Here is a 13,102-nt window from a genome sequence, read left to right on the forward strand (position 1 = left end):
CGCTCCTTAGATTTTATAGGTTATCAAATGTATAATAATTGTTTGTCTTTTGAATTAACTTTTCTGCTGCACCAATCGCGCCGTTAGCAAAGATATCTTTTGACTGAGCACGATGTGTAATTTCAATTGTTTCATCAGTTCCTGCAAATAGTACATCGTGTTGTCCAACGATTGTACCACCTCTAACTGAATGAATACCAATTTCTTCTTGTGTTCTCTTGTCATTATTTTCATGTCTATCATATATTGGTACAGATTGTTCACGTAATGATTCAATAACATCATATAGTTTAACCAGTGTACCACTTGGAGCATCTACTTTTTTATTATGATGCGCTTCCGTAAGTTCAATATCAAAATCTTGTAATAGGGGAACAGCTGCTTCTAATATTTTAGTAAGCGCATGCACTCCATAACTCATATTTGCACTGAAAAATACTGGCATTTGTGTACTTAACGTTTTAAGTTTATTAATGATTTCTTCCTTTTCTCCTGTAGTAGCAATAACTAAAGGTAATTTGAAATCGTCATCTAATAACGGTAATAATAATTCTGGGTTTGAAAAATCTATAGCTACATCTGCTGATTGGATATCTGAGATACGTTCAAATGTAGGGTAGGGGTAAGATTTATTTACATCTCTTACAATGACGCCCACAATTTCATGTCCTTTTGCTTCAGCTAATCTTGCCACACGTTGGTTCATCGCGCCATAACCAATAAGTACTATCTTCATGCTTTGTCACCTGCTTTAAATTGTTCATATACACTTTCTAATACTTTACGATCATCGTCTTCTAACGGTACTAGTGGCAAACGCACTTCATAACCACCAAAACCTTCAACAGCTGTTAAAGCTTTAATAGGAATAGGGTTTACATCTACAGATAAAGCATCTAACACTGTTTGAATCGATTTGAATTGTGATTCAACATCTTTTCCACTTTGTTTATTATCATAAAGAGCTTGAAAAGCCTTTGGTATAACGTTTGCAACGACTGAAATGACACCATGTCCACCTTTATCGAAATAATCAATTACATTATCATCATTACCACTGTAGAGTGCAAAATTGTCTAAATCAAGACGTTGTTTCAACTCTTTTAAATAGTCGAAATCATTTGTTGCATCTTTAATAGCGATAATATATTCATTGCGACTTAAAGTCTCAACTGTTTCAGCTTCAATGGTCATATTTGTACGCGATGGCACATTATATAACACTACAGGTAATTTAACTGCATTGGCTATTGTAGTAAAGTGTTCAATCAAACCACGTTGATTGGTTTTATTATAATAAGGAGTAATCAGCATTATTGCATCTGCTCCAAGTTCTCGTGCGCGAACAGAAGCTTGAATAGATTTCTGAGTATTATTTGTACCAGTCCCTGCAATGACTGGGATGCGTCCATCAATATAATTCACAACTACTTCTAAAATATGCTCTTTTTCATCTTCTGTTAAAGTTGGGTTTTCTGCAGTTGTACCATTAACTACAATCGATTTTGCATTATTTTCAACTAAATATTTTAAATGTCTTCTTAGTGCATCATAATCTACTTCATTGTGGGTAAATGGTGTTGTTAAAGCAACACCTACACCTTCAAAAATATGACTCATATTATTTTACTCCTTTCAGACTCATAACTTGTTCAAGTATTTGTACTGCATTTAATGCTGCACCTTTCAATAAGTTGTCTGAAGTACACCATACATGGAAAGTATTATCTAAAGTTTCATCACGACGAATACGTCCTACAAATATTTCATCTTTACCAGTAGAATAAATTGCTAAAGGATATTCATTGTTTTGAGGGTCATCTATTAATACTACACGCTCATCTTTACTAAATAATTCTTGAATTGATTCTACAGTGGCATCTTTTTCTAAAGTAACACTCATGTGTACACTATGACTATCTTGTACTGGTACACGAACGCAAGTCGCTGTTACTTTTAAATCATCATCTTTTAAAATTTTGCGTGTTTCATCAATCATTTTTTGTTCTTCTTTTGTATAACCATCTTCGAGAAATACATCAATATGAGGTAATACATTATTATAAATAGGGTGTGGATATGCTTCAGGCGCCTTACCACTTGGACCATCTGCTAAGTCTTGTTTACCTTTAACACCAGAACCAGAAACAGCTTGATAAGTAGTATAAGCAACACGTTTCAAACCATATTGTTCTTGTAATAATTTAAGTGGCACTACTGATTGAATTGTAGAACAGTTTGGGTTAGCAATAATTTTGCGATCTAATATAGGTTCATTAACCTCTGGAACAATTAAATCAATGCCTTCTGTCATTCTCCATTGACTAGAATTATCAATTACTATTGCACCTGCTTGTTCAAAAATAGGGGAGAAGTGCTCACTTGTACTTCCACCGGCACTCATTAATACAAAATCAAAAGCCTCATTTGCTGCATCTTCTGTTAATTCTCTTACTGTGTATGTCTCACCTTGAAATTCAACTTCTTGACCAGCTGAACGTGCTGAAGAAAATAATACCAATTCGTCAAATTGAACTTCTTTACGATCTATAGTTTCTAACATTTTTCTTCCTACTAATCCTGTTGCACCTGCTACTGCTAATTTTGTCATATCCACTACACTCCAATTATTATTTTTATTAAATTTGATTATATTTCGAAAATTCAGATATCGAAAGCTTGATAAAGGCTACGAACTGCACGTTCACCATTGTCTGCATCGATCACACATGAAATGCTAATTTCAGAGGTGGTTGTCTGATAAAATGAAATATCATTTTCAATTAATGTAATAAATGCTTTTGATGCTACACCTGACATATCACGCATTCCTGAGCCAATTAATGAAATTTTAACGTATGCTTCATTAATTTTAAAATCTAAAGCACTAAAGTCTTCAGTTAATGATTCTAAGATAGTTGTAATTTGTACAGCATCAGTATCTTTAATAGTAAAGGATAATTGCAATCCTTCCAAGTTAATTATCTGAGAAATCATATCAACATTCACGGAACCTGCGTCCAATTTGTTGAATAATGCAGTTAGTAATTTGTTATCAGGCAGGGGATAACTGATTGTAACATGCATCATATGTGTGTCTAATGCGACACCAGTAACTGCTTTTTTTTCTAATAATTCTGTTTGTGACATAATCCATGTTCCTCTCACATTTGATAGTGTTCTTCCTAAATACAGCGAAATATTATAATTATTTGCCAATTCGACGCTTCTAGTTTCTAGTACACCTGCACCTAACGCACTCATTTCCATCATTTCTTCATATGAAACATATTCGAGTCGTTTGGCATCTTTATATAACCTCGGATCCGTAGCATAAACACCGTCTACATCCGTGTATATTTCACAAGCAGTACCATTACTAGCTGCTAATGCAACCGCTGTAGTATCTGAACCACCACGCCCCAACGTAGTAAGTTCAAAATCATCATTTATACCTTGAAATCCTGCAATAACTAAGATGTCATTATCTATAAAAGCATGATCAAATGTTTCAGGATTTATTTCTGCAATACGACTTTTCAAATGATGTCCAACTGTTTTTATTCCTGCTTGGTAACCAGTCATCGCTTTTGCATTAACACCAATATCATTAAGTACCATAGACAAATATGATACTGTCTGTTGTTCACCCGTGGTCAATAGTAATGCCAGTTCTTGATCTTTAGGTTGTGAAGTCAACGACGACACGTTAGCCATAAGTTGATCAGTTGTTTTACCCATCGCACTTACGACGACTATAAGTTGTTCACCTTGCTCAACTCTACGACTTAACATTTCAGCTATATTTTTAATTTTAGTAAAATCACTTACAGAAGAACCTCCAAATTTCAAAACACTTCTTTCCAATTCTATATCCTCCTCAATGAATAGGGGAGAATCACAGTAATATAAAAAAGAACAAGTCCGGAATGCGAACCTGTTCTATAATATATATACAAGTGATGCACTCCATTATTTTAAAATAATGACAGACTCTTAGCTCTTAACCATAAAGTCCAACTTGTTATAAGCTGCTATTATAACTGTTTCGGCATCTCACCCTTTCAAAATTAGCTGCTAGCAGGCAGGTTCTTCTAATATTTACTAATGATTGATGCGCCTCATCAAAAACTTATTTAATTTTTTTGTTTATGCTACATATTATACATACGTAGTTATATACTGTAAACTGCTTTTTGCAAAGTTTTTTAAATTTACTGAAAATATAACAAATCAACCACCTTTTTCACTATTAAAGTGCAAATTACCACTATATCCTCACACAAAAAAGGCTTTCACTATTGTTTTGTCATTAATACTCCTCGTATGTTGCAGGATCTTGTCCTTTTAGGCGACCATCTTGTTGTGTTAAAGCGTCTATTTTATCTAAATCTTCACTTTCTAAGTAAAAATCAAAAATATCTTTATTTTGAATTTGTCTTGAAATAGAAGTGGATTTTGGAATAGGTACTACGCCATTTTGCACATGCCATTTCAAAATAATTTGCGGTATTGTTTTATTGTATTTTTCAGCAATTGTTGCAATATCTTTATCATTGATTACTTCTGAAGCACGACCTAAAGGACTCCAAGCTTGTGTAATGATACCTTTCTCATTATGATATTGTATCATTGCTTTTTGGTTGAAGTAAGGATGTAATTCAATTTGATTCACTGCTGGTAGTATACCCGTTTCTTTTTCTAATCTTTCAATGTGTTCTGGTAAGAAATTACAAACACCTATAGATTTTATTAATCCCGCTTTTTGAGCAGCAATTAATGCTTTCCATGCTTCAATGTACTTCTCTTGCTTAGGATTTGGCCAATGGATTAAATATAAATCAATATATTCCACATTCAGACGATAAATAGATTCCTGAATTGCAGTTAATGCTGCGTCATAATCTTGATAACGACCTGGTAGTTTAGAGGTAACTATGATTTGATCTCTCGAAATATGGCTATTAGCTATTGCACGTCCAACAGTGCCTTCATTCTCATAGTTATAAGCAGTGTCTAATAAATAGTAACCTTGTTTCAATGCATTTATAATAGCATGAACCCCATGCGTACCATTGAGTTTATATGTACCGAACCCAATTTGAGGCATAACTTGACCATCTAACATATTTAAATTTTCCATTACATCATTCCTCCTATTACTTTGTTAATAATAATTATATAATTCTAAAATATAATATCAAAATAATTAGCCTAGGTAATCATATAGACTATATATTATAAGCTTTATTTTATAAATAGGGGTTAATATGAACGGGGAAGAATACATTCTATTAAGAGAGGACAGGGGACCTCGTTATTCTAACTAAAAAAGGTCTAATACCTTTTTTAAAAGATATTAGACCTTTATTAATATATGACTTACATATTATTTTTTACTTAAAAGACCAGATTCTTCTAAATAAGCTTCATATGAAATTTCTTTTGATACACTGCCTTCAGGATTTAAATCAATTACACGGTTAGCAATTGTATTGATAAACTCAAAGTCATACGATGTGAATATAATAGAACCTTTAAATGATTTTAAGCCATCGTTAACAGCTGTAATACTTTCTAAATCTAAATGGTTTGTCGGTTCGTCTAATAATAATACGTTAGCACTTGATAACATCATTTTACTTAACATACAACGAACTTTCTCTCCACCTGATAATACGCTCGCTTTTTTCTTAACTTCTTCACCGCTAAATAGCATACGTCCTAAGAATCCACGTAAGAAAGTTTCTGTTTGTTCATCTTCAGGTGCATATTGACGTAACCAATCTACAAGATTCGTATCCATACCTTCAAAGTAGTCTGAATTATCTTTTGGTAAATAACTACGTGACGTCGTAACACCCCATCTAACAGAACCTTCATCTGGTTCCATTTCACCAGCTAAGATTTTTAATAGTGTTGATTTTGAGAATTCGCTATCTCCAATTAACACTGCTTTATCATTAGGATCCATAGTAAATGAAATATTATCCAATACTTTTACACCATCAATTGTTTTTGATACATTCTCAACATATAATAGGTCATTACCGATTTCACGTTCAGGTGTAAATTTAACAAATGGATAACGGCGAGAAGAAGGTTGAATATCATCAAGTTCTATTTTTTCTAATTGTTTTTTACGACTTGTTGCTTGTTTAGATTTCGATGCATTTGCTGAGAAACGCGCAACGAATTCTTCTAATTCTTTAATTTTTTCTTCTTTTTTCTTGTTTTGATCTTGAGCCATTTTCATAGCTAATTCACTAGATTGGTACCAGAAATCATAGTTACCAACATAAACTTTAATTTTTCCATAATCTAAGTCAGCGATATGCGTACATACATTATTTAAAAAGTGTCTATCATGTGATACAACAATTACTGTATTTTCAAAGTTAATTAAGAAATCTTCTAACCAGCTCATTGCTGGAATATCTAATCCATTGGTAGGCTCATCTAATAGTAAAACGTCTGGTTCACCAAATAGACTTTGCGCTAATAACACCTTGATTTTTTGGTTATTTTCTAATTCGGACATACTTTTATCTTGTAAATCTGCACTTATGCCTAAACCTGATAGTAGGGAACCCGCATCTGCTTCAGCATTCCAACCATCCATTTCAGCAAATTCGCCTTCTAACTCTGCAGCTCTGATACCATCTTCATCACTGAAATCAGCTTTCATATAGATTGCATCTTTTTCTTTCATTACTTCATATAAACGCTCATGCCCTTTAATAACAACATCTATAACTTTCTCATCTTCATAAGCAAAGTGATCTTGTTTTAAAACCGCTAATCTTTCATTTTTACCCATGGAAACATGACCAGTTTGAGCATCTAACTCACCAGACAAAATCTTCAAGAATGTTGATTTTCCAGCGCCATTAGCTCCAATTAAGCCATAACAGTTGCCATCTGTAAATTTAATATTTACATCTTCAAATAGCTTACGATCGCCAAATCGTAAACTTACATCAGTAACTTGTAACATGAATTTACTCCTTTTCGTTAATCTACCGGACAAATTATAACACATATATGCATGAGTTTCGACCATTCTCGATGGAGTGATGCTTGTTTCTTCTATGCATGTTATAATAAGTAAGAATAAATACATGTGCGAAGGAGAAAAGTATGGCCCAAGAAGAAAAAGATATTGTAGGTTCTATAGAATTTCTTGAAGTTGTTGGATTAGAAGGATCCACATACAAGTTAAAAGGACCTAACGGAGAAGACGTTAAACTCAATCAATCCGAAATAAAAGATGAAGATGAATTAGAAATAGGAGAAGAATATAGTTTCTTTATTTACCCAAATAGATCAGGTGATTTATTTGCAACACAAAATATGCCTGATATAACTACTGATAAATACGCCTTTGTAAAAGTTTTGAAAACTGATCGCGACGGTGCACATGTCGATGTAGGCTTGCCAAGAGAAGTATTAATACCTTGGGAAGATTTACCAAAAGTAAAAGATGTATGGCCAATACAAGGCGACGAATTATTCGTAACGTTACGTATTGATAGAGATAAGAATATGTTTGCAAGACTAGCAACAGAAACCATCGTTGAGCAGAAGTTCTCACCGGTACATGATGAAGAAAAACAAAATAAAATCATCGAAGCACGACCATATCGATTATTAAGAATTGGTACATTTTTATTATCTAAAGATGGATATAAAATTTTCGTTCATGAATCTGAGCGTAAAGAAGAACCACGTCTCGGCGAAAATGTAAAAGTTCGTATCATTGGGCATAATGAAAAAGGTGAATTAAACGGTTCATTTTTACCACTTGCTCATGAAAGACTGGATGAAGACGGACAGCATATCTTTGACCTACTCGTAGAATATGAAGGTGAACTTCCGTTTTGGGATAAATCTAGTCCAGATGCGATTAAAGAAGTCTTTAACATGAGTAAAGGTTCATTCAAGAGAGCTATTGGACACCTTTATAAAAATAAAATTATTAATATAGAAACTGGTAAAATCGCCTTAACTAAAAAAGGTTGGGACAGATTAAACAGCTAATTCTTTCTATTATAAAAGCAATATATGTTAAATTTACTAATAAACGAAATCTCATTAATTTAATAAGGTAATTGAACATAAAAACCTGAAAAATTCTACTTACATTATAGTAGCAATTTTTCAGGTTTTTTATTTTTTACATATATTAGTTTATACAAAATAGTTCTTTTCAAGCTCTTTAACACTTTTATTTACAATAAAAATATTATTATTTCTCTCTTTGCAAGCGTTGTCAATAGTAAATTAACAAAACATTTACATTAATTACATTATCAATTAATAAAAGGAATGTAAGATAGGAACTGTAAGAAATACATATAACTTATGGGTTATTTATCTATTAGGAGGATGTTTCAATGAAAAAATGGCAATTATTTGGTACTACAGTAGTTGGTGCTTCACTTTTACTAGGCGCTTGTGGTGGCGGTAACGCTGGATCAGGTTCTGGAGACAATGCAAAAGGGGAAGTCAAAGGCGATGGTTCATCAACAGTAGGTCCAATCATTGAAAAACTAAATGAAAAATTTGCAAAAGATAATCAAGATGTAACTGTCTCAAATGGTACTTCTGGTACTGGTGGCGGTTTTGAAAAATTCCTTTCTGGAAGCACTGATTTTTCAAATGCATCTCGACCAATAAAAGATGAAGAAAAGAAAAAATTAGATGATAAAGGTATTAAATATGATGAATTTAAAGTCGCACAAGATGGTGTAACAATTACCGTTAATAAAGAAAATGACTTTGTTAAAGAATTAACAAAAGAACAATTGAAAGAAATTTACTCAGGAGAAGCAAAATCATGGAAAGATGTAAATCCAAAATGGCCTGACAAAGAAATTAAAGCATATTCTCCCGACCAATCACACGGAACATATGACTTCTTCACTGAAGAAATTATGGATAAAGGTGATATTAAAGCAGAAAAAAATGCTGATACAAACGTAATTGTGCAATCAGTACAAAAAAATGAACAAGGTATTGGTTACTTCGGTTATAACTTCTATGAACAAAACAAAGATAAATTAAAAGAAGTTAAAATCAAAGATGATAAAGGCAAACTGACAGAACCAACTAAGAAAACAATCCAAGATGGTTCATACGCATTAAGCAGACCATTATATATTTATACTAATGAGAAGAAATTAAAAGAGAATAAAGGATTCCAAGAATTCATGAAATTTATCCTAGATGATAAAGGTAAAGCCGCAGAAGATGCAGGGTTTGTTGCATTACCTAAGAAAGACTACTCTGAACAACAAGATAAGTTAAAAGATATCATCGGTAAAGAAAGTGACAATAAGGATAGCGACAAAAAAGAAGACAAATAAACATAACATTATATCTTAAAGGTTGGGATTCTGGAATAGGGAAGTCAAAATGACAGTTTATCTATCACTTTGCTTTTCTGTTCCATGTTCAATTCATCTAATTATTAGACTCAAGTATTTCATTGAAACTTGACTACAACATAGATGTCGAACATTCCCAACCTTTTTTAAATAATTGGGAGTCTATGAGAAAGAAGGTAATTATATGTCGAGTAAGAAACTCTCTGTAAGCGAAATGATTGCAAAAAATAACGCTAAGAAAAATGGGATGAGCGATAAAATTGTTCCTATTATTTTAGGAATCATTGCAATTTTTTCTATATTAACGACAGTTGGGATTATAGTCACTTTATTAACAGAAACTATCACGTTCTTCACACGTGTTTCAATTGCAGATTTTCTATTTACTACAGAATGGAATCCATTTTCATCAACACCTAAATTTGGTATTTGGGCATTGATACTAGGAACTTTAAAAATAACACTTATTGCAACAATCGTTGCAGTGCCATTGGGTCTTGCCGCAGCATTATATTTAAGTGAATACGCATCTAAACGTGCAAAAAGTATTATAAAACCAATCTTAGAAATATTATCTGGTATACCAACAATTGTATTTGGTTTCTTTGCATTAACTTTTGTAACGCCAATCTTACGTTCTATATTTCCTGACTTAGGTAGTTTTAATTCGATTAGTCCTGGTATCGTAGTTGGCATAATGATAATTCCATTAATTTCAAGTATGAGTGAAGATGCCATGTCTTCTGTTCCAAACAAAATGCGTGAAGGTGCATTAGGTTTGGGAGCAACAAAGTTTGAAGTTGCTACAAAAGTGATATTACCTGCTGCTACTTCAGGAATTATGGCTTCAATTGTATTAGCGATTTCTCGTGCAATTGGTGAAACGATGATTGTTTCACTTGCTGCTGGTAGTACGCCAACTGCATCTTTAGACTTAACAGGTTCTATACAAACGATGACTGGCTATATTGTTCAAGTTGCAACAGGGGATGCAACATTCGGATCAGACATTTACTATAGTATTTATGCAGTAGGTTTCACATTATTCTTATTTACATTAGCGATGAATTTAATCTCTCAATGGATTACGAAACGCTTTAGAGAGGAGTATTAATTATGGCTGAAGCAAATAACAAAACACTTGTTGATCAAAAAACTGTAGAAAAGAAACTCTCAGGAAGGTTAACGACGAATAAGGTAAATAAATGGGCATTTTTTGCTTGTACAATGATTGGCTTGCTCGTATTAGCAGCACTCATCATAGATACACTCATCAAAGGGGCAGGACATTTAACACCAGCATTTTTCACAAGCTTTTCTTCATCAACACCATCCATGGCCGGTATCAAAGGGGCTTTAATAGGTACAATTTGGTTGATGATTACTATTATTCCAATATCTATTATTTTAGGTGTAGGAACAGCAATCTACTTAGAAGAATATGCTAAAGACAATGCTTTAACACACTTTATCAAAGTCAGCATTTCTAATTTAGCTGGCGTCCCTTCAGTAGTATTTGGGCTACTTGGTTTGACAATCTTTGTACGCGGTATGGGAATCGAATCGTTGGCACTCAGTAATTCAGTTCTAGCTGCCGCTTTAACAATGTCATTACTTATTTTACCGGTTATTATCGTAGCCAGCCAAGAAGCGATTAGAGCAGTTCCTAATTCTGTTAGAGAAGCTTCTTATGGTTTAGGAGGTAATAAATGGCAAACAATACGCAGAGTTGTATTACCTGCTGCTATTCCAGGTATTTTAACAGGATTTATATTAGCATTATCACGTGCATTAGGTGAGACAGCACCATTAATTTTAATCGGTATACCGACTGTTTTATTACAATTACCATCAAGTGTATTTGATCAATTTCAAGCTTTACCGATGGCAATTTATAACTGGGCTAAATTACCACAAGAAGAGTTCCAAAACGTTGCTTCAGCAGGAATCATTGTATTACTGATCATTTTATTATTAATGAATGCCGTAGCAATTTTCTTAAGAAATAAATACAGCAAAAAATTCTAAATATATCTATATTAAATCAAAGCTAGTTATTGGGAATTACAAAGTTACTGCACACTTTGTAACTAGTATTTAAAAAAGGAGTTTTAATTATGACTGATAAAATAAACGTAGACGATAAATCAGAATTAGACACACATACGAATCGTGAAACATCACCCATCGCAACAATTGATACTGAGAATCTAGAACAAAATACAAATAAAGATAGCAATAAGAAAATTGTTTATTCAACAAAAAACTTAGACTTATGGTATGGTGATAACCATGCTTTAAAGAATATCAACTTAGACATTTTAGAGAATAATGTGACGGCCATCATCGGACCATCAGGTTGCGGAAAGTCCACATATATCAAAGCACTCAACCGCATGGTAGAACTTGTACCTTCTGTTAAAACTGCAGGAAAAATTTTATATCGTGATGAAAATATTTTTGATGATAAAAATTCAGTCGAAAAATTAAGAACAAATGTAGGTATGGTGTTCCAGCAACCTAATCCGTTTCCAAAATCAATTTATGATAATATTACGTATGGTCCAAAAATTCATGGTATTAAAAACAAAAAAGTTTTAGATGAAATTGTTGAGAAATCACTTCGTGGCGCAGCAATTTGGGATGAATTAAAAGATCGCTTAGACACAAATGCTTACAGTTTATCTGGCGGACAGCAGCAGCGTGTATGTATCGCGCGTACTTTAGCAATTGAGCCTGACGTTATTTTAATGGATGAACCAACATCTGCTTTAGATCCTATCTCAACTTTAAAAGTTGAAGAACTTGTTCAAGACTTAAAAGAGAAATATTCAATTATAATCGTTACACATAATATGCAACAAGCTGCACGTGTTTCTGACAAAACAGCTTTCTTCCTTAACGGGTATGTAAATGAATATGATGATACAGATAAAATTTTCTCTAATCCATCTGATAAACAAACTGAAGATTATATTTCAGGTAGATTTGGATAAATTCTAATGACAATTATTAGACAAAAATACGAAGGCCAACTAGACGGACTGATTAAAGATTTACGTCGACTTGGTCTTCAAGTATATTATCATATTGAATATGCTTTAACCTCGTTAAGTGAAGAAGATCGTAATTATGCACGTGAAACAATTGCTAAAGATAAAGAAATCAATGAAATGGAAACTCAAATCAATGAAAAAGTGATTATGCTCATTACTAAACAACAGCCTATCGCTACTGACTTACGTTTAATGATGGCTGCATTGAAAATAGCTTCAGATTTAGAACGTATTGGTGATAATGCAGCTAATTTAGCTGAGATTAGATTGCGCGCTAAAATCATTGATCAATACGTACTTACTAGACTTAATACGATGGGGAAACTTGCACTTTTAATGCTTAAAGATTTAAATGATGCCATAAATGATAACGATATAACATTAATAAAAGAAATCATTGCACGAGATCGAGATATTGATGATTTATATAAAAACATTGTCAATACTACTTACCTTATTGATAACGATCCTTTTGTGGCAGGACAAGCACATTTGGCTGCTAGACAATTGGAACGAATAGGCGATCATATCACTAACGTGGCTGAAAATATTTATTACTTTATTACAGGTAATCGTTATGAATCCTATGATAAATAAAACAACCCTAAACATAAATAAAGCATCATGACTTAGAGAACTATAAGCTCTCAATAGTCA

The 13,102-nt window shown here is 32.9% G+C and carries 12 protein-coding genes and 1 riboswitch; of the genes, 6 read left to right on the forward strand and 6 right to left on the reverse strand.

Features of this window, described 5'->3' with window-relative positions:
- Positions 1-13 precede the first annotated feature (13 nt).
- The 6 genes from dapB to PYW31_RS07340 all read right to left on the reverse strand — a co-directional run bounded on the left by dapB (position 14) and on the right by PYW31_RS07340 (position 6,997).
- A complete protein-coding gene (gene dapB / locus PYW31_RS07315; protein WP_046837450.1) occupies positions 14-736 on the reverse strand; it encodes a 4-hydroxy-tetrahydrodipicolinate reductase in 723 nt (240 codons plus the stop codon).
- On the reverse strand, positions 733-1,620 hold the full coding sequence (gene dapA, locus PYW31_RS07320; RefSeq protein WP_046837451.1) for a 4-hydroxy-tetrahydrodipicolinate synthase: 888 nt from the start codon (positions 1,618-1,620) through the stop codon (positions 733-735). Before dapA ends, dapB begins: the two co-directional genes overlap by 4 nt.
- Position 1,621: 1 nt before the next feature.
- Positions 1,622-2,611 carry an aspartate-semialdehyde dehydrogenase gene (locus PYW31_RS07325; protein WP_046837452.1) on the reverse strand — a complete coding sequence of 330 codons (990 nt, stop codon included), beginning with the start codon at positions 2,609-2,611 and terminating at the stop codon, positions 1,622-1,624.
- Between the two features lie 53 nt (positions 2,612-2,664).
- Entirely contained in the window at positions 2,665-3,867 is a 1,203-nt protein-coding gene (locus PYW31_RS07330; RefSeq protein WP_046837453.1) for an aspartate kinase, read from the reverse strand.
- A gap of 87 nt (positions 3,868-3,954) precedes the next feature.
- A riboswitch (Lysine riboswitch) is annotated at positions 3,955-4,133 on the reverse strand.
- Positions 4,134-4,312: 179 nt separating this feature from the next.
- Positions 4,313-5,143 (reverse strand): aldo/keto reductase, encoded by an 831-nt coding sequence (locus tag PYW31_RS07335; RefSeq protein ID WP_046837454.1) that lies wholly within the window; start codon positions 5,141-5,143, stop codon positions 4,313-4,315.
- Between the two features lie 246 nt (positions 5,144-5,389).
- On the reverse strand, positions 5,390-6,997 hold the full coding sequence (locus PYW31_RS07340) for an ABC-F family ATP-binding cassette domain-containing protein (RefSeq protein WP_046837455.1): 1,608 nt from the start codon (positions 6,995-6,997) through the stop codon (positions 5,390-5,392).
- A gap of 143 nt (positions 6,998-7,140) precedes the next feature.
- On the opposite strand from PYW31_RS07340, the gene cvfB reads away from it, so the two are divergent.
- The 6 genes from cvfB to phoU all read left to right on the forward strand — a co-directional run bounded on the left by cvfB (position 7,141) and on the right by phoU (position 13,042).
- Entirely contained in the window at positions 7,141-8,040 is a 900-nt protein-coding gene (gene cvfB / locus PYW31_RS07345) for an RNA-binding virulence regulatory protein CvfB (protein ID WP_046837456.1), read from the forward strand.
- A gap of 356 nt (positions 8,041-8,396) precedes the next feature.
- Positions 8,397-9,368 (forward strand): PstS family phosphate ABC transporter substrate-binding protein, encoded by a 972-nt coding sequence (locus PYW31_RS07350; RefSeq protein WP_046837457.1) that lies wholly within the window; start codon positions 8,397-8,399, stop codon positions 9,366-9,368.
- A gap of 205 nt (positions 9,369-9,573) precedes the next feature.
- On the forward strand, positions 9,574-10,503 hold the full coding sequence (gene pstC, locus PYW31_RS07355; protein WP_046837458.1) for a phosphate ABC transporter permease subunit PstC: 930 nt from the start codon (positions 9,574-9,576) through the stop codon (positions 10,501-10,503).
- Between the two features lie 2 nt (positions 10,504-10,505).
- Positions 10,506-11,417, forward strand: a complete 912-nt coding sequence (pstA, locus tag PYW31_RS07360; protein WP_046837459.1) for a phosphate ABC transporter permease PstA — start codon at positions 10,506-10,508, stop codon at positions 11,415-11,417.
- Positions 11,418-11,506: 89 nt separating this feature from the next.
- Complete coding sequence (gene pstB / locus PYW31_RS07365) at positions 11,507-12,385, forward strand: phosphate ABC transporter ATP-binding protein PstB (RefSeq protein ID WP_046837460.1); 879 nt, start codon at positions 11,507-11,509, stop codon at positions 12,383-12,385.
- A 6-nt stretch (positions 12,386-12,391) separates the two neighbouring features.
- The gene (gene phoU, locus PYW31_RS07370; RefSeq protein ID WP_046837461.1) at positions 12,392-13,042 is read left to right on the forward strand and encodes a phosphate signaling complex protein PhoU; all 651 of its coding nucleotides are present in this window, start codon (positions 12,392-12,394) and stop codon (positions 13,040-13,042) included.
- Positions 13,043-13,102 lie beyond the last annotated feature (60 nt).

The sequence above is a fragment of the Staphylococcus succinus genome (assembly GCF_029024945.1).
Classification (GTDB): Bacteria; Bacillota; Bacilli; order Staphylococcales; family Staphylococcaceae; genus Staphylococcus; species Staphylococcus succinus.

Coding starts and splice junctions, on each gene's coding strand:
- pstB (WP_046837460.1), top strand. CDS start 11,507: ATGACTGATAAAATAAACGTAGACGATAAATCAGAATTAGACACACAT.
- pstA (WP_046837459.1), top strand. CDS start 10,506: ATGGCTGAAGCAAATAACAAAACACTTGTTGATCAAAAAACTGTAGAA.
- cvfB (WP_046837456.1), top strand. CDS start 7,141: ATGGCCCAAGAAGAAAAAGATATTGTAGGTTCTATAGAATTTCTTGAA.
- phoU (WP_046837461.1), top strand. CDS start 12,392: ATGACAATTATTAGACAAAAATACGAAGGCCAACTAGACGGACTGATT.
- dapB (WP_046837450.1), bottom strand. CDS start 736: ATGAAGATAGTACTTATTGGTTATGGCGCGATGAACCAACGTGTGGCA.
- PYW31_RS07335 (WP_046837454.1), bottom strand. CDS start 5,143: ATGGAAAATTTAAATATGTTAGATGGTCAAGTTATGCCTCAAATTGGG.
- dapA (WP_046837451.1), bottom strand. CDS start 1,620: ATGAGTCATATTTTTGAAGGTGTAGGTGTTGCTTTAACAACACCATTT.
- PYW31_RS07325 (WP_046837452.1), bottom strand. CDS start 2,611: ATGACAAAATTAGCAGTAGCAGGTGCAACAGGATTAGTAGGAAGAAAA.
- PYW31_RS07350 (WP_046837457.1), top strand. CDS start 8,397: ATGAAAAAATGGCAATTATTTGGTACTACAGTAGTTGGTGCTTCACTT.
- pstC (WP_046837458.1), top strand. CDS start 9,574: ATGTCGAGTAAGAAACTCTCTGTAAGCGAAATGATTGCAAAAAATAAC.
- PYW31_RS07340 (WP_046837455.1), bottom strand. CDS start 6,997: ATGTTACAAGTTACTGATGTAAGTTTACGATTTGGCGATCGTAAGCTA.